Below are 17,197 nucleotides of genomic sequence, written 5' to 3'. Positions count from 1 at the left end.
TTTATTGCAAGATAAGAGTCTTTATGGTAGACTATTTGAGTAAGCATTGGAAGATTACTCAAGAGGCTTAAGAGGCCGTGTTGGAAACGCGGTAGGCGTGTAACAGCGTGCGTGGGTTCGAATCCCATGTCTTCCGTAAAAAAGAAAAATTATTTCTAGGATCCGACAAATGTTGGATTCTTTTTTATCGCTTTTTTAAAAATAGAGTTTGTTTTAGAGTCTGTTTGTGACTCCTTTCTTGTATCCTTTTTCGCAAAAGAATACCAAGGAATACCAAAGACAAAAATAAAAAACGTTGATTTAACAACGTTTTACCAAGGAATGCAAAAGAATGCAAAGGAATAATGGAGCCGGTGGGAGTCGAACCCACGTCCAAACACCTGCCAACATATTTGTCTACAACCATAGGTTATGTATTATTTTAACAGCCCCTCGACACATAACTCAAGCCTAGAAACTGCGAGTCTATTAATCTCTTATCAAGCCGCTAGACAAGGCTTAATCGTATCTCGCTAATAATAAGACCTGTCATTGAACACGAGCAATCCAAATCGGGTCACGCCTGCTGGTTTTTAGGCAGCTAGAGCGTAGGAAGTGTTATTTTTTGCAGTTATATTTAACTGAGCGTTTACGTCGCCACACGAGTCGCAAAATATGCCTCATAATGCCTGTCGAATCCGTAACGACCCCAAAAGACAATAAAACCATTATACCTTATCTAACTCAAAAATGCAAAAAGGAAGGCAATGAACTAGAAAAGATAGTCTTTCAAGGCTTTTGTCAAAGCCTGATAACCAGCAACACTGAGATGCAGTCCATCAGTTGTATAATCTTTTTTGAGTTGGCCTGCCTGATCTTTCAAACTATCAAAAACTGGCACAAATTCTACCTGCATGTAAGCAGAAGCAAGATCTTGATAGGCTTGATTCCAATTCTGAATTTTTTCATTCGTGCGGATATAAACTGTCTGCTTGTACTCCTCGCCCTCATTGACCGGCAAAATCGAAAGCAATTTAATCTCTGTCAGTGGATAATCACGAGCAATGGATTGAATGATCGATTCGAGATTATTGAGAGCATCATTCAAAGGCACATCTTTTCCAATATCATTCGTCCCAATCAAAAGGACAATTTTATCTACTGCTCCACCGTACAGATGTGCATCTAGATTTTCTACTAACAGTCCTGTCTGATAGCCACGAATGCCTCGATTGACAATTGTCTTTGAAGTCCCAAATAATTCCTGCAGAGGATAATATTCGACAATGGAGTCCCCAATAAAAAGAATGTCGGGCTCTAGAACAGAAACCTGATTTAAGTGACGATACTTGGTTTGGATTTTTTCTTGTTCCTCTAGGAGCCAATTTTCTAATAACTGTACTGCCACTTCATTCTCCTTTTTCTAACCAGTTTTCCAAGACTTGATATACTCCTCCTTGGCTGTTGGCTGGCGCCAGAGCACTCGCCACAGCTTTGGCTTTATCATCAGCATTTTCCATCGCATAGGCAATTCCAGCCATTTCAAGCATTTCAACATCATTTTCACTGTCACCAAAAGCCATGATTTGTTGGGGCCTCAAGTTCCAACGTTTGAGTAATTCTTCCAAGCCCCATGCTTTATGAATTCCAGCTTGAAGAATATCAATGCAACCATAGCCACTCGATACAGCCCGAACACGGCCATCAAAGAGGTCATTGATTTCTTCCAAAACCGAGCTCAAACGTTCCTCACCAACAACCATACTCATCTTGAGCACCCCACCAAAGAGGTCAGAGGTTAATTTGTCCACAAACTGCATCCGTTGGTAGAATTTTTCAATCATTTCTGGAGTCATAAAGTTTTCAAGGTCTGTAAAAATCGTACCTTCCTTGACGAAACCACCCTTTATCCCTGTTACAACAAACTGGTCCTGACAGGCTCGATCCTCGAAGTGAGCCAAAGCCTTGTCAACAATGGCGTCATCCCACGTCTGAGCCTGAATCAATTCATTGTTTTCAAAAATACGAGCACCGTTAGCAACAACCAGAACCACTCGATCCACCAAGTGCCTCAATAGTTGCCTCATGCGGTGAATTTCATTGCCCGTCGCGATGACAAAACGAATACCCCTTTGATCCAACTGATCTAAAATCTTTTCCAAGCGTGGAAGATCAAGCTGACCTCTAGCATCCAGCAAGGTCCCATCCATATCTGTCGCAATTACTTTAATCGTCATTTACTTTCCTCTGGATTCAAACTAATCCCACTTCAATCCCACATGTTCGTTCATTTCTTTATAGGCTGTATCAATTCGTTCCTTAGTCGCTTCATCTAACTGGTCACGATGACTACCACCCTCGATAAAATCTTCCAAGATATAGGTTTGGTAATGATATAAAGGATAGCCTTCTGGTGAAAAGGTTCCCTTTGGTGTTCGATTGACCCAAGTAGGATGAGCTTTAGCTGTTCCGATAGTTGTTTTTCCATCCTTCTTCTTAATGGTTACGTCCATAAGCACGCCACGTTCAGTCCACTTAGCATTTTCTTCATCTCCCATAGATTCAATCCGTTGATTGGAAATGAAGTTCCCCATTGAATAGATAATGAGTTTCTTATCCCCATCTTTTTCAACAATTTCAGATGGCTCAACTACGTGTGGATGACCCCCAAAGATAATATCCGCTCCCCAATCGATCATCTTGTGATAAAGAGCCTTTTGTTCTTCAGTTGGTTCCAAGCGATACTCCACACCCATCTGAGGCATGATAATGGTGATATCCGCTTCCTTTTCCGCTCGTTCAATTTCAGCCTTCATCTTATCTTCGTTTAAATCTGAAAGATAACGATTATAGTCTTCCTGAGAAATATACTGCTCAATTCCATTGAATCCATAGGAATAGGCCAAAAGAGCAACCTTGATACCATTCACTTCCTTAATGACCAGTGGAGCCTGATCACGTGGTTCATGCGTATAAACTCCGATTGGAGTGATTCCAGCTTTCTCAATAATATCGGCCGTTGAAATAACTCCTTCAATTTGCGAATCCAAAATATGATTATGAGCTAAATCTAGCACATGATAACCTGCATCCTTAATGGCGTCCATAACTTCAGCAGGAGCATTAAAGAGAGGATAACCTGCCAAATAATGATCCTTATTAATGGTTCCTTCAAAGTCACCAATAGCTAAATCTGCTTGCTTAAGCCAAGGTGTCACATACTCAAAATTCTCATGAAAGTCATAGGTGCCGTCTTCTTTTTTAGCTGAAAAGAAAAGTCCATCGTGGTAGAGCAAATCCCCGTGGGCCATAATTCTGGCAGTTTTTTCCTCTTCCTGCTCCTGAGACTTTTGCTTAGTCCCTTCTTGAGAAATGGTATCCTTTTTTTGACTGGTCAAGGGGATTCCTTGGAAGCTTTCAAACAACAAGACCAAGCCCATTGATAAAGCAACAGCCAGCAAGAGTATGGCCACAAATCCCTTATTGCTCCACTTGCGATAACTCCTAAAAAAGTTTACAAAACCCCTCATAAAACGAAAAACTGGTCCACGTTTATGTCTATCTTGTCTTCTTTGCATCTTCATTCTCCCTACTTTCTAATGCAAGCCTTTTCTTTTTATTATATCACAGATAAGTAATTCTTTCACAATTGAATTGAACTTCGTATCTATTTTCTATAAATCCTAAAGTCTGTAATACTTTCAATCCTTGTCATTTTGTGATATCATGTAGAGGTAATGAAAGGAGAGAAAATGTCTGCAATAGAACGTATTACAAAAGCTGCTCACTTAATTGATATGAACGATATTATCCGCGAAGGAAACCCAACTCTACGCGCAGTTGCCGAGGAAGTCACTTTCCCCCTATCTGACCAAGAAATCATCCTAGGTGAAAAGATGATGCAATTCCTCAAACATTCCCAAGATCCTGTCATGGCTGAAAAAATGGGACTCCGAGGTGGTGTTGGACTGGCCGCTCCTCAATTAGATATCTCAAAACGTATTATCGCTGTTTTGGTGCCTAATATTGTCGAAGAAGGTGAAACTCCAGAGGAAGCCTACGACTTACAAGCCATTATGTACAATCCAAAAATCGTCTCTCACTCGGTTCAAGACGCTGCGCTTGGTGAAGGAGAAGGCTGCCTGTCTGTTGACCGTAACGTGCCTGGCTATGTAGTTCGCCATGCCCGAGTTACTGTTGACTACTTTGACAAGGATGGAGAAAAACACCGCATCAAACTTAAAGGCTACAACTCCATCGTTGTTCAGCATGAAATTGACCACATCAACGGTATCATGTTTTACGATCGTATCAATGAAAAAGACCCATTTGCAGTTAAAGATGGTTTACTGATTCTAGAATAAAGAAAATCCCGTTGCAAGACGGGGTTTTGTGTTATAATAGAGGCATGAAAACAAATGATATTGTCTATGGCGTCCACGCCGTTACCGAAGCCCTCCTTGCAAACACAGGAAACAAACTCTACCTCCAAGAAGATCTCCGAGGTAAGAATCTTGAGAAAGTCAAGGAATTAGCTACAGAAAAGAAGGTGTCCATTTCTTGGACTTCAAAAAAATCCCTCTCTGAGATGACTGAAGGTGCTGTTCACCAAGGTTTTGTTCTACGAGTGTCCGAATTTGCCTATAGCGAGCTAGATCACATCCTTACAAAAACACGCCAAGAAGAAAATCCTTTGCTATTGATTCTGGATGGCCTAACTGACCCTCATAACCTAGGTTCTATCTTGCGAACCGCCGATGCAACCAACGTTTCAGGTGTCATCATTCCCAAGCACCGTGCTGTCGGAGTTACTCCTGTCGTTGCCAAAACGGCCACAGGTGCTATTGAGCATGTTCCAATCACTCGAGTGACCAATCTGAGCCAAACTCTAGACAAACTCAAGGATGAAGGCTTCTGGACCTTTGGAACAGATATGAATGGAACTCCTTGCCACAAGTGGAATACAAAAGGGAAAATTGCCCTCATCATCGGAAATGAAGGAAAAGGCATCTCTAGCAACATCAAAAAACAGGTTGATGAGATGATCACTATTCCTATGAATGGACATGTTCAAAGTCTCAATGCCAGTGTTGCTGCAGCCATTCTCATGTACGAAGTTTTTCGAAATAGACTATAAAAAAGTTTCCAGTCATCTGATTGGAAACTTTTTTATGATTATACTCAATCAAAATCAAAGAGCAAACTAGGAAGCTAGCTGTAGACAGCTCAAAACACTGTTTTGAGGGTATAGATAAAACTGACGAAGTCAGCTCAAAACACTGTTTTTGAGGTTGTGGATAGAACTGACGAAGTCAGCTCAATGCACTGCTTTGAGATTGTGGATAGAACTGACGAAGTCAGCTCAATGCACTGCTTTGAGATTGTGGATAGAACTGACGAAGTCAGCTCAATGCACTGCTTTGAGGTTGTAGATAAGACTGACGAAGTCAGTAACATATATACGGCAAAGCAAAGCTGACGTGGTTTGAAGAGATTTTCGAAGTGTATTAACTATGTTCGGTGATAAACTTGTAGGCCTCTTGACCAGCGATCGCTCCATCTCCAACTGCTGTTGTTACTTGGCGAAGGTCTTTCAAGCGAACATCTCCAACTGCAAAGATACCATCAACTGCAGTTTTCATGTGGTTATCTGTCACAATCCAGCCTGCTTGGTCTTGAATATTCAATTCTTTAACAAAGTCACTAAGAGGGTCCAAGCCAACATAGATAAAGACGCCACCGAAGGCTTGTTCTGTCACTTGACCTGTTTTCACATTTTCAAGTACGACAGATTCTACTCGGTTTTCACCCTTGATTTCCTTGACTACAGAATCCCAGATAAAGCTGATTTTCTCATTCGCAAAGGCGCGGTCTTGTAAAACCTTTTGGGCACGAAGTTGGTCACGACGGTGAACAATGGTAACAGTCTTAGCAAAGCGAGTTAAGAAGAGGGCTTCTTCGACAGCTGAATCTCCACCACCGACTACCAACAAATCTTGGTCACGGAAGAAAGCACCATCACACACAGCACAGTAAGAAACACCACGACTGTTCAGTTCTTCTTCTCCAGGCACTCCCAAAGGACGGTGTTTAGAGCCAGTCGCTACGATAACTGTACGTGTTTCATATGTTTGGTCATCTGTCATCACTTTCTTAAAATCACCATGGTCTTCAACATTTTGAACATAGCCATAAATGTGCTCAACACCAAGATTTTCAAGCGGTTCAAACATCTTTTCTGCCAATTCTGGCCCACTAATATTAGCGTATCCTGGGTAATTTTCGATATCCGATGTATTATTCATCTGACCACCTGGCAGACCACCTTCAATCAAACCTACTTTGAGATTGCTTCGAGCGGCATACAAGGCTGCAGTCATCCCTGCAGGTCCAGCTCCGATAATAATAGTATCGTACATATAGTTTCCTTCTTTCTTGTTGTAACTATCTTTATTCTAACTCTTTCTTGTCAATCAAGCAAGGATTATGCCTTGAAAACAAGAATTAAACTCATAACCGCAAAGGATAATACTGGAACAACCAAGATCCCAATCATAATCATATCATAGAGATGGGCTTGGCGAGCTTTAGCTGTCTTATCCACTCCCGACAGGGCTCTCAATCCAATCCAAATCCCTAAAAAAATCAAGACGAGGATGGTGGTCAAGATCAAACTCTCGAAATATAAAGAAAATAGTTGCAGTAGCATGATTTCTCTCATTTCTATCTTTTTTAAAGAGTAAACTCAGCTAGTCCAGCTAACTGAGTTTTCCTTTATCTATTATATCAAATATAAGCTCGTTTGTAACTAGCGAAGAATTCTTTTGTCCGCTCTTCTTTAGGATGGTTGATAATCTCATCCGGTGTTCCAGACTCAATGATTTTCCCCTTATCTAAAAAAAGAATCTTATCAGCCACTTGGGCTACAAAGGATATGTCATGACTGACCAAAATCATGGTTTGACCTGACTTAGCAGCATCTGCAATAGACTTCTCTACTTCGCCGACCAATTCTGGGTCAAGGGCCGAAGTTGGTTCGTCTAAGAGCAAGACATCTGGTTTCATAGCAAGCGCACGCGCTAGGGCAACCCGTTGCTTTTGTCCACCCGATAAATGGCGAGGATAATGGTTTTCACGGTCAGAAAGCCCAACCTTAGCCAACTCTTCCTTGGCAATCTTAGTCGCTTCTTGGTCAGATAATTTCTTGACAACAACCAAGCCTTCTTTCACATTATCAAGTGCTGTGCGGCGTTCAAACAAATTAAACTGTTGAAAAACCATGGAAAGCTTACGGCGTAGAGCAAGGATTTCTTCTTGAGTGATTTTAGAAAAATCAACTGAAAAATCATCAATTTGAATAGAGCCACTATCAGGTGTTTCAAGATAATTGAGACTGCGAAGGAAGGTTGATTTTCCAGCTCCTGAAGAACCAATCAAGGCTACAACTTCCCCTTTTTGAATATCCAAATTCAGATGATCCAAGACTGTCTGTCCTGAAAAGGATTTGCTTAAATTCGAAATCTTAATCATTAACGAAGGTCTCCTTTCACATCTGATTGCACTGTATCTGGTGCAGAAATAGCCATTTTTCTCTCGATGAAACGTCCGAGGCTTTCAATTCCAATATTGACTACCCAATATACAAGGGCAACTGAGATAAAGCGCTCAAAATAACGATAATCAGCTCCACCCAAAATCTGAGCTTGGGCAAAGACTTCCACAACACCCGCACTAAAGGCTAGAGAAGTTCCTTTTGTCAAACCAATTAGGGAATTGATTAAGGTTGGAATCGCCACAACTGCCGCATTTGGAATAATCACTCGTCGATAAACTTGTGCTCGGGTCATACCCAGACTGCGTGCCGCCTCAATCTCACCAGGATTGACTGAGAGGATAGCTGCACGAATGGTTTCACTAGCATAAGCTGCCTCATTAAAGGCAAAGGCGACAATCGCAAAAGCTGCTGCTGGAATCGCATTAATGTTGAGACCAGTACCCCATTGCTGATTGAGGGCTTTTAAAGCCAACGGAATTCCGTAGTAGGTCAACATGAGTTGCACCAAAATCGGTGTCCCTTTTAAGAAACTAACAAAGAAGGCCTGCAAGGGATATAAAATCTTGACACGATTGATTTTTACAATGGCAAAAAGAAGTGCTAAAACCAAGCCAAAAAAGGCACCACCAATGGTCAACATAATCGTTGTTGGAAGTTTTTCGACAATTCTTGGAATTCCATCAAAGACCGAACGCAGGCTAAAAAGCTTGCCATCCGGAATCAATTGCATCAAGTTTTGGTACCAATCTGATGCTAAAATCGTTATAACATTCATAAAAACATCCTCTCCTGATAATGATTCATTCTACCATACTTCTGCCGTCAATGAAATTATTTGCTACGGTTAGGTACAGACTTTGTCTACCTACTAGTTTATCATACTTTGAAACAGGGAGGTTATATATTTTATCTATCAAAGAGATAGATAAAAACTATTTCAATCCCAATTCTTCATAAGCTTTTCGATAACCGATTTGCTTAACAGTTCCATTTTCTACTAAAATCGGCCGTTTTAACAACATACCATCACTTGCTAGCAACTCGGCTGCTTCTTGATTTGACAGACTTCCTACCTTATCTTTTAGCCCTAATTCACGGTATTTGATTCCACTGGTGTTGAAAAATTGCTTTAGTTCGAACCCTGAGGTTTCTAACCAGTTTAAAATGACCTCTTGGCTGGGTGTTTCTTCGACGATGTGAACGGCTTTGTAGTCCATACCGAGTTGGTTTAATTCTTGTTTTGCTTTTTTACAAGTTGAACATTTTGGGTATTCGATAAATTCTAACATATATTTCACTTTCTATTGTTTATCTCTTTAAAATCTGCACCTTCATGCTCCAAGAGCCAAGCTTTCTTTTCCACTCCTGCAGCATAACCTGTCAGACGCTTGCCAGCTCCCAGCACCCGATGACAAGGTACTAAGATAGACCACGGATTGCGTCCTACCGCCCCACCAATTGCTTGAGCAGAATCCACTTGTAGCTCTCGAGCTATTTGTCCATAGGTCACTGTCTGACCATAAGGAATTCCTTGTAAATAGGACCAAACTCGCTTTTCAAAATCCGTTCCAATTGGCGCCAAGGGCAAGTCGGATAAATCCTGAGATTTGCCTTTAAAGTAAGCATCTAAGCAAGCAATAACTGGGGCTAAAATGGGATGATTAACAACTTCTTCTATCGTCTCATCTCCTAGTCCCCTCTCAAAATGCTTCTGCTCCTGCACCCAAATGCCATACAAATGATGGTCATCAGCTACGAGGGAAAGGGAGCCAATTGGCGAAGAATAGAGTGTTTTTACGTACTTCTTTTGCATTATTTCTTCAATTTTTGATAGGCCAATCGTTCGCCATCAACAGGCACTTTACCAACCTGTTTAAATCCAAGCTTTTCAAAAATATGTTGCATAACCTTATTTGCAGCATGGGTATCTGAACGAAAATCTAGATAGTCAAATCCTTCAATCAAGCCCTCTAAGAAGGTTTGAGCAACCCCCTGTCCCTGCACATCTGCAGCCACAGCGATACGGTGAAAAACTAGATACTCTGACTCTCCAGCTTGCCATTCTCCCTCATAAATGGCTTCATAGGCTGCCTCTGGACTCTTTGTCACAGCTGCATAAGCTAGTAATTCTCCCTCTTCCAAGGCTACGTAGGCTTGGCCCGAGATAATATCCTCAATAATAATATCAGCATTTGGATAACCATTTTGCCACTGGTCACTACCAGCATCTGCTAAACATTTTTTAGCATCCTCCATCACCTGCATGATGGCATCTACTTCATTTGGAAAAGCTAAACGAATCTCCATCTTTTCTCCTCATTTCTGACTAGTTTCTCCCATCATAGCATAATTTAAGTCTTTCTACAAGCAGTTAAAACTTGACTTTCTGTTTTTGTTGTTTTATAATCTAGTTATTAAAACTAGATAAAAAGGAGTTAAAAATGAAAGCTACCTTTTCTTACCCAAAATGGTCAGAAATTCCAAACATTGACCTCTATCTGGACCAGGTGTTGCTCTATGTCAATCAGGTCTGCGCCCCTATCTCTCCTGATAAAGACAAGGGCCTAACAGCATCCATGGTCAACAATTATGTCAAACATGGTTACCTACCAAAGCCCGACAAGAAAAAATACCAACGCCAACAGATTGCCCGTCTGATTGCTATCACAACCCTCAAGTCAGTATTTTCTATCCAAGAAATAGCTCAGACACTGAATACGCTCCAAACTCAAGCAAATTCAGACCAACTCTATGATGCTTTTGTGGACTACATGAACCAAGGTATTGACCCAGCTAACCCTATCATCCAAACTAGATGCCAAACTGTTAAACTCTATCATCAAACTCTAGCCTTAATCCATCCTACTCAAGAGGAGGAAATCTAATGAACACTAGTCTTAAACTCAGCAAACAACTCAGTTTTGGAGAGGAGATTGCTAATAGTGTGACCCATGCCGTAGGTGCAGTCATCATGCTCATCTTACTGCCTATTTCATCCACCTATACTTATGAAGCACACGGATTTTTATCATCTATCGGAGTTTCGATTTTCATTATTAGTCTCTTTCTCATGTTTCTATCATCGACTATTTACCACTCTATGGCCTATGGTTCGACCCATAAATTCGTCTTGAGAATCATTGATCATTCTATGATTTATGTTGCCATTGCTGGCTCATACACGCCCGTCGTCTTGACCTTAATGAATAACTGGTTTGGCTATCTGATTATTGCCATCCAATGGGGAACGACCATCTTTGGTATTCTCTATAAAATCTTTGCTAAAAAAGTCAATGAGAAATTTAGCCTTGCTCTTTACCTGATTATGGGCTGGTTGGTTCTGGCTATCATTCCTGTCATTATCAGTCAAACGACACCAATTTTCTGGAGTCTTATGGTAACTGGCGGACTCTGTTATACAGTTGGAGCTGGATTTTACGCCAAGAAAAAACCTTATTTCCACATGATTTGGCATCTCTTTATCCTAGCAGCATCTGCCCTCCAATATATTGCTATTGTTTATTACATGTAAAAAAAAAAGACAAGGTTTTTTATCCTTGCCTTTTAGTTTTAGTACTGCTTTGGTTTCAATGTCAATAAGTGTGTTCTTTTTGAATCAGTAACTATTCCAATTTATCTATCTTGAAATAAATAAAATCCCTTTGTAATACTATAAAAAATAACTAACAAAGAAATAACTATAAGACTCGGTTGCCAAAAACCCGATATGTCTACTACACTTTGACCTAAAAGTTGGCCAATAAAGCTAACTAAAATTAAAATAATTAAATTGAAAATTACTGATACTAATAAAATTAACACCGAATGTATTATTGCCTCGCCTATACGTATTTTAAAAAGTTGTGATCTTGACACTCCCAGTGTCTTTAACTGTTTAATGTCCTCAATATCTTTATTAGAAGATAAAATTGTAAGAGAAATAGAACTAGTAATAATCAGAATAATTGGAGCAGACATATAAGCAATAAAGGAAGCTCTTGCTTCGAGTACTCCGTTTGCTGTATTCATGAATGAATACATATTTTGGGTGTAAAGAATAAACCCAGAAATGAGAGTTACTCCCATGCTCATTGAAGTTTGTATACTTTTCAAATAGCTAGGATTGGATAGTAGATTCCAAAAGCCTGTATTAATTACATAATTTTCAGTTGGAAATATCCTCATTAAAAATTTTATTAGAAACATTTGAATTGATGGAGATAGTGATTGAATAATAAGGATGTGAATAATTAGTAAAAATAATACTATGCTTGACTGTTTTTCAATTATTTCTTTGTTTCTGATAAAACCTGCTGAAACAATAGAACCTATACATAGTAACCATAGGAATAAACGAACAGAGATATTAACAAATCCAGCTACTGTAACTTTTCTTTTTTTCTTTTTTGGTTTTAATATTGATGATATTTTAAGTATTCGACTTGAATAAAAGTAAGCCCCTATCCCGACAATTGTTGGGACTATAAAAACACTCAATAAAATTGATTGAATGTTGGCTGTAATAACTAAATCAGGTAACTCATCTCTTCCTAATAAATTTTGTAAAAATTTGTAGTAACTATCTGCCATGATAAATGAAAGTATTGTACCAATACTACTAACAATCACTGCCATTAAATAAAACTGTCCAGATACTAATAAAGATAGCTGAGTTCTGCTTGCGCCTAAGATAGCCCATAATTGGTAATCCTTTTTAAAGATATCTATTAGCAGTCTTATATTATTTGAAATAAGGAAAAATAGAGTAGTCCCGCCAAAAATTATTAGCATTTGAAAAAGTTGTGAAGCGTTAATATTAGCAGTCTTTATTGAACTAGCAATACCAAATAAAGATGTTCCAACAATCAGGCTAGATACAAATAGTAATGGTATTGTTCCTAACCATTGTCTTTTTGAGTACTGAAATTGGTAAATGATTAATTTTAGCATAATAAATTCTCCTCAAATTAATCTTTACTACTTTCAAGTGCTTGGTAGAGCTCATCAGCTGAAGGTTTAATAATTTGTCGAGATATTTTTCCGTCTTTTAAAATGAGTGCTCTGTCAGTTTTTGAAGCCAACTCAATATCATGAGTGACCATAAGAACACATTTTCCTTGACTCGCTAAATTACGAAGTGTTTCAAATATAAGTTTTCTTGAGACGCTGTCCAGAGCTCCTGTTGGCTCATCAGCAAAAATAATTTTACTATCAGCTATTATTGCACGAGTAATAGCCACTTTTTGCTGTTCTCCACCTGATAAGGTAGCAACTAATGATGATAGTTCTGCTTTAAAATTCAAACTATCCAACATTTTTTTTACTTTATTGCTATCAACACTCTTTCCTGAGAGTCTCAGAGGAAGTGTAACATTTTCTAGTACAGGTAGAGCAGGTACCAGATTATAGTTTTGAAAAATTATTGCAATATCTTGTCTTCTAAATTTAGCAAGCTTCCCTTCTTTTAAGGTATATGGATTTACACCATTGATAACAACTTCGCCACTTGTTGGTTCAGATAAACTTGATAAGCAACTTAGCAAAGTAGACTTTCCAGAACCACTGACACCAAGTATTGATACAAATTCCCCATAATTGACAGATAAAGAAATATTTTTCAAAATAGAGACAGTTTTGTCTTGCCCTAACAAAAATTCTTTTGAAAGGTTTGAGACTTTAACAGCTACATTATTAACCATAATAAATCCTCCTGATTCCAGTGTCATCTTTGATTTAATTATACAATATTGGAATTCTATTAATATTAAGTAAGTAACTTATTAAATGTATTTTTAATGGATAAAATTTCTATTTCCTCTGGATCTCGAATAAAGGTCTTTAGCGAACTAAGAATTTTTTCTATTATCATAATAGTATCATAAATGAGACTTGATTGAAAGCGTAAACATAGCTTTATTAAGAGATACAGCTATTCTATACAAAACTTAAACATAAAACTTAGGTATACTTAATAAATGAGAATTAAAGTTAGCTATAACGAAGATAGTAACATATGTAAAACTCTAAGCAGGAAGAGCCTGCTTAGAGTTTTACAATCGAATTTCTCAAAGAGGAGGCAATATGAAAGCAGTCATTGCTTGTGCTCATAAGATTCTCAGAATCGTTTACAAACTATAGCATATTGAGTCTAGAATAGTACACCATAACTGCTAAAACATTTCTAGAAATTAATTTGACTTTCCTAATAGATGTGTTCACATCTTATTTCAATATACTGTACTCTCCACCAATCATACTTATCAAAAAGAAAAGGCGCTAGGACTGAGGAAACAGTTCTAACGCAAAAACTAAACAAATTTCAATTACAGTATAGCGCAGGAAGTGATTTTTTGCACTTTTTTACTATCTTTTTTCTTTACACATATTAATAAAGTACTGGTGCAAGCGCACATCATCAGTCAATTCTGGATGAAAAGAAGTTACCAGCATATTTTTTTCTTGGGCTGCAACGATTTGATTATTTACTGTTGCTAGAATTTCTACACGCTCTCCAACACTGCTGATAATCGGGCCACGGATAAAGGTCATGGGAATCTGACCAACTCCCTGACATTCTGATTCCGTGTAGAAACTTCCTAGTTGGCGCCCATAGGCATTGCGCTCAACCACTATATCCATAGTTCCAAGATGGCTTTCTTCCTGAGAAGTGATTTTCTTAGCCAGCAAAATTAATCCCGCACAGGTTCCAAACACTGGTAAACCAGATAGAATGGCTTCTCGGATGGGAATCAACATACTCTGGTCACGTAAGAGCTTGCCCATGGTTGTAGACTCACCACCCGGCAAAATCAAACCCGACAAGTCACTCTGATGTTGCTGAAAGTCCTCTAGATTTCTAATTTCAACACTCTCGACCCCTAATTGATCTAGTACTTTTGCATGTTCTGCAAAAGCACCTTGCAGGGCCAATATTCCGATTTTCATCTATTTTCCTCGCTCAGCCATGAGGATTTGGATCTCATTTTCATTAATACCAACCATAGCTTCCCCTAAATCTTCAGAGATTTGTGCTAGGATTTGTGGATTTCGGTAATTAGTCACCGCTTTGACAATGGCACTCGCTCGTTTAACTGGATCTCCTGACTTAAAAATACCTGAACCGACAAATACACCTTCTGCCCCTAATTGCATCATCAACGCAGCATCTGCTGGCGTTGCAACGCCTCCAGCTGCGAAGTTTACAACTGGCAATTTCCCATGTTCATGGACATATTCAACCAATTCTACAGGTACTTGCAAGTCCTTGGCAGCAACATAAAGCTCGTCCTCACGTAGGTTTTGAATGCGGCGAATTTCCTGATTCATCATGCGTATATGACGAACAGCTTGGACGACATCTCCCGTACCCGGTTCTCCTTTGGTACGAATCATAGAAGCGCCTTCAGCGATACGACGTAAGGCTTCACCCAAGTCCTTGGCTCCACAAACAAAGGGAACTTGGAATTCTTTCTTGTCCACATGGAAACGGTCGTCAGCTGGAGATAGAACTTCACTTTCATCGATATAGTCAATTTCGATAGCCTCTAAGATCTGAGCTTCAACAAAATGCCCGATTCTGACCTTGGCCATTACTGGAATGCTAACCGCTTCTTGGATTTCCTTGATCATTTTTGGATCACTCATACGGGAAACCCCACCAGCTGCACGAATATCAGCTGGAATCCGCTCCAAGGCCATAACAGCCGCCGCACCGGCAGCCTCTGCAATACGAGCCTGTTCAGGGTTCTGAACGTCCATGATAACCCCACCCTTAAGCATCTGCGCCAAGTTTTTATTTAATTCATATCTATTTTCAGTCATTTGTTTGTCCTCATCATTTGTATTGGTAGCTACCATTTCATTTTAAGTTAGATTAGAATGAATGACAAGATAAAAAAAGGATAATTGTATGGGTACAGAATGATACTCAATGAAAATCAAAGAGCAAACTAGGAAGCTAGCCGCAGGCTGCTCAAAACACTGTTTTGAGGTTGTAGATAGAGCTGACGAAGTCAGTAACATATGCCTATGGTAAGGCGAAGCTGACGTGGTTTGAAGAGATTTTCGAAGAGTATAACTAAAAAACTATCTGACCTTCAATTAAGGCCAGATAGCTCATTCATTTTTATTTTTCAGCTGTAAGTGCAGCCATTGTGATGTAGTTGTATGGTTTGTTGAAGTGTGGCAAGAAGAAGAGGTCTGTCAATGCCAATTTATCAATTGTTACATGCTCTTGGATAGCAAGTGAGAACATGTGGATTCCCATGCTGATTGCAGAATCACGAGATACCATTTGAGCACCAAGGATTTCACGGCTGTCTTTGTCAAAGACAATCTTGATAGCTACTTCATAGTTGTCATGCTTCATAAATTCTGGTTTTTGAAGATCGTTAAAGCCTGTTTCAGTTGCATTGTAACCAGCAGCTTTTGCTTTTTCAAGAGTCAAACCAGTTGAAACCATGTGAAGACCGTAGATTGAGATACCGTTTGAACCTTGAACACCGATTCCTTCCAATTCATGTCCACAAGCGTTGAAAGCACCTACGATACCCGTACGTACAGCGTTTGAAGCAAGTGCGATGTAGCTAGTGTCTTTACGAGCGTTGTCATAAACAGTCGCACAGTCACCTACTGCATAAACACCTGGAATTGATGTTTCTTGTTTCTTGTCTACAAGGAAGGCACCGTTGCGGAAGAGTTCAATTTTACCATCAGCAAGAGCAGTATTTGGACGGAAACCAACTGCAAGAACAACCATATCCACATCGAAAGTTTCTTTATCAGTAATCAAGCGTTCAACCTTACCATCACCTTCGATTGCTTTAACAGTTTGACCAAGAGCTAAGCGAATGTTGTGGTCTTCCAAGTTCTTCGCCATCATTTGTGTGAAGTCTTTGTCATAGTAACCGTTCAAGACAGTATCTACGATATCGACAAGGACAACTTCTTTTCCAAGACGTTCAAAGGCTTCAGCAAGTTCAACACCGATGTAACCACCACTAACAACGGCGATACGGTCAAGGTGCTGGCTCTTGTCAGCAAGTTTGTTGATCACTTCTTCAGCGTTTTGGTACAATTTCACGAATTGTACGTTTTCAAGAGTTGTTTTGAATTCTCGGTTTCCTTTGACAATTTCAACACCTTCGATTGGTGGCAAGATTGGTGTAGAACCTGTAGCGAAAATCAATTTATCATAAGATTCTTTGTGCTCTTTTCCTTCAACTTCTGCTGTAACTACTTTGTTATCATAGTCGATTGAAAGAACTGGTGAGTTCATGTAAACTTTAGCACCTTTAGCTTCCAATTTTTCTTTATCAGAATAGAACAAACCTTCAGCACCGTCAATTTGTTCACCGATCCAAAGGGCCATTCCACATCCTAGGAAAGAGATGTTAGAGTTTTGGTCAAATACAACGATTTCGTTCTCATTTCCAAAATTATCCAACATAGTATTAATACATGCTGTACCAGCGTGGTTAGCACCAACTACAACGATTTTACTCATAGAAAAATTCCTACCTTCAATTTTATATTTACCCTTCTAGTATATCATTTACTGTTAGCGTTTACAAGAGTTTAGTTAATTTTCCTGATTTTTTTGTAAAAAAATGTAAATAATTTGTATTTTATCAGTCTTTCTTACAATTACTCTTTTTTCGTGAG

The 17,197-nt window shown here is 39.2% G+C and carries 19 protein-coding genes, 1 tRNA gene and 1 other RNA gene; 5 read left to right on the top strand and 16 right to left on the bottom strand.

What is annotated here, in order from left to right:
- The first annotated feature begins 48 nt into the window (after positions 1 to 48).
- Positions 49 to 136, top strand: a tRNA-Ser gene (locus D2908_RS04360).
- A gap of 206 nt (positions 137 to 342) precedes the next feature.
- Here D2908_RS04360 and ssrA read toward each other — a convergent pair.
- The 4 genes from ssrA to D2908_RS04340 all read right to left on the bottom strand — a co-directional run bounded on the left by ssrA (position 343) and on the right by D2908_RS04340 (position 3,557).
- Positions 343 to 690: a transfer-messenger RNA gene (ssrA, locus tag D2908_RS04355) on the bottom strand.
- Positions 691 to 751: 61 nt separating this feature from the next.
- Positions 752 to 1,387: an SGNH/GDSL hydrolase family protein gene (locus tag D2908_RS04350; protein ID WP_117305159.1), complete on the bottom strand. Its 636-nt coding sequence runs from the start codon at positions 1,385 to 1,387 to the stop codon at positions 752 to 754.
- Between the two features lies 1 nt (position 1,388).
- The gene (locus tag D2908_RS04345; RefSeq protein ID WP_117305157.1) at positions 1,389 to 2,216 is read right to left on the bottom strand and encodes an HAD family hydrolase; all 828 of its coding nucleotides are present in this window, start codon (positions 2,214 to 2,216) and stop codon (positions 1,389 to 1,391) included.
- 21 nt (positions 2,217 to 2,237) lie between these two features.
- Positions 2,238 to 3,557, bottom strand: coding sequence for a CapA family protein (locus D2908_RS04340; RefSeq protein WP_117305155.1), 1,320 nt, complete (start codon positions 3,555 to 3,557; stop codon positions 2,238 to 2,240).
- A 174-nt stretch (positions 3,558 to 3,731) separates the two neighbouring features.
- Between D2908_RS04340 and def the strand changes: the two genes are divergently transcribed.
- Together def and rlmB are read left to right on the top strand one after the other, a co-directional pair.
- Positions 3,732 to 4,343 carry a peptide deformylase gene (def, locus tag D2908_RS04335; protein WP_004260025.1) on the top strand — a complete coding sequence of 204 codons (612 nt, stop codon included), beginning with the start codon at positions 3,732 to 3,734 and terminating at the stop codon, positions 4,341 to 4,343.
- A 44-nt stretch (positions 4,344 to 4,387) separates the two neighbouring features.
- Entirely contained in the window at positions 4,388 to 5,116 is a 729-nt protein-coding gene (rlmB, locus tag D2908_RS04330) for a 23S rRNA (guanosine(2251)-2'-O)-methyltransferase RlmB (protein ID WP_117305153.1), read from the top strand.
- Between the two features lie 370 nt (positions 5,117 to 5,486).
- On the opposite strand, the gene trxB is transcribed toward rlmB, so the two are convergent.
- The 7 genes from trxB to D2908_RS04295 form a co-directional block, all read right to left on the bottom strand.
- The gene (gene trxB / locus D2908_RS04325) at positions 5,487 to 6,398 is read right to left on the bottom strand and encodes a thioredoxin-disulfide reductase (protein ID WP_117305151.1); all 912 of its coding nucleotides are present in this window, start codon (positions 6,396 to 6,398) and stop codon (positions 5,487 to 5,489) included.
- Positions 6,399 to 6,463: 65 nt separating this feature from the next.
- Complete coding sequence (locus D2908_RS04320) at positions 6,464 to 6,688, bottom strand: DUF4059 family protein (RefSeq protein ID WP_165847440.1); 225 nt, start codon at positions 6,686 to 6,688, stop codon at positions 6,464 to 6,466.
- A 77-nt stretch (positions 6,689 to 6,765) separates the two neighbouring features.
- Positions 6,766 to 7,509, bottom strand: a complete 744-nt coding sequence (locus D2908_RS04315) for an amino acid ABC transporter ATP-binding protein (protein ID WP_049497723.1) — start codon at positions 7,507 to 7,509, stop codon at positions 6,766 to 6,768.
- A complete protein-coding gene (locus D2908_RS04310; protein WP_117305147.1) occupies positions 7,509 to 8,309 on the bottom strand; it encodes an amino acid ABC transporter permease in 801 nt (266 codons plus the stop codon). The genes D2908_RS04315 and D2908_RS04310 overlap by 1 nt, the downstream gene beginning before the upstream one ends.
- Positions 8,310 to 8,466: 157 nt before the next feature.
- Positions 8,467 to 8,823, bottom strand: coding sequence for an arsenate reductase family protein (locus D2908_RS04305; protein WP_117305145.1), 357 nt, complete (start codon positions 8,821 to 8,823; stop codon positions 8,467 to 8,469).
- Positions 8,824 to 8,828: 5 nt separating this feature from the next.
- The gene (locus tag D2908_RS04300; protein WP_117305143.1) at positions 8,829 to 9,347 is read right to left on the bottom strand and encodes a methylated-DNA--[protein]-cysteine S-methyltransferase; all 519 of its coding nucleotides are present in this window, start codon (positions 9,345 to 9,347) and stop codon (positions 8,829 to 8,831) included.
- Complete coding sequence (locus tag D2908_RS04295; RefSeq protein ID WP_117305141.1) at positions 9,347 to 9,841, bottom strand: GNAT family N-acetyltransferase; 495 nt, start codon at positions 9,839 to 9,841, stop codon at positions 9,347 to 9,349. The genes D2908_RS04300 and D2908_RS04295 overlap by 1 nt, the downstream gene beginning before the upstream one ends.
- A gap of 134 nt (positions 9,842 to 9,975) precedes the next feature.
- Here D2908_RS04295 and D2908_RS04290 point away from each other — a divergent pair, with 134 nt between their 5' ends.
- Both D2908_RS04290 and D2908_RS04285 read left to right on the top strand, forming a co-directional pair.
- A complete protein-coding gene (locus D2908_RS04290; RefSeq protein ID WP_117305140.1) occupies positions 9,976 to 10,419 on the top strand; it encodes a DUF1836 domain-containing protein in 444 nt (147 codons plus the stop codon).
- Entirely contained in the window at positions 10,419 to 11,066 is a 648-nt protein-coding gene (locus D2908_RS04285) for a hemolysin III family protein (RefSeq protein ID WP_117305138.1), read from the top strand. Before D2908_RS04290 ends, D2908_RS04285 begins: the two co-directional genes overlap by 1 nt.
- A gap of 101 nt (positions 11,067 to 11,167) precedes the next feature.
- Here the strand turns inward: D2908_RS04285 and D2908_RS04280 are convergent, their stop codons facing one another.
- The 5 genes from D2908_RS04280 to D2908_RS04260 form a co-directional block, all read right to left on the bottom strand.
- A complete protein-coding gene (locus tag D2908_RS04280) occupies positions 11,168 to 12,484 on the bottom strand; it encodes a beta-carotene 15,15'-monooxygenase (RefSeq protein ID WP_117305136.1) in 1,317 nt (438 codons plus the stop codon).
- Positions 12,485 to 12,501: 17 nt separating this feature from the next.
- Positions 12,502 to 13,233 (bottom strand): ABC transporter ATP-binding protein, encoded by a 732-nt coding sequence (locus D2908_RS04275; protein ID WP_117305134.1) that lies wholly within the window; start codon positions 13,231 to 13,233, stop codon positions 12,502 to 12,504.
- A 664-nt stretch (positions 13,234 to 13,897) separates the two neighbouring features.
- Positions 13,898 to 14,479 (bottom strand): pyridoxal 5'-phosphate synthase glutaminase subunit PdxT, encoded by a 582-nt coding sequence (pdxT, locus tag D2908_RS04270; protein ID WP_117305132.1) that lies wholly within the window; start codon positions 14,477 to 14,479, stop codon positions 13,898 to 13,900.
- On the bottom strand, positions 14,480 to 15,355 hold the full coding sequence (gene pdxS / locus D2908_RS04265; protein ID WP_117305131.1) for a pyridoxal 5'-phosphate synthase lyase subunit PdxS: 876 nt from the start codon (positions 15,353 to 15,355) through the stop codon (positions 14,480 to 14,482). It lies immediately after the preceding gene.
- Positions 15,356 to 15,659: 304 nt separating this feature from the next.
- Positions 15,660 to 17,039: an FAD-dependent oxidoreductase gene (locus D2908_RS04260; RefSeq protein ID WP_117305129.1), complete on the bottom strand. Its 1,380-nt coding sequence runs from the start codon at positions 17,037 to 17,039 to the stop codon at positions 15,660 to 15,662.
- Positions 17,040 to 17,197: the final 158 nt, after the last annotated feature.

It is taken from the genome of Streptococcus sp. LQJ-218 (assembly GCF_003428885.1).
GTDB lineage: Bacteria > Bacillota > Bacilli > Lactobacillales > Streptococcaceae > Streptococcus.
The sequence above is the reverse complement of the archived record's forward strand: the minus strand, read 5'-3'. Positions and strand labels throughout refer to the sequence as shown.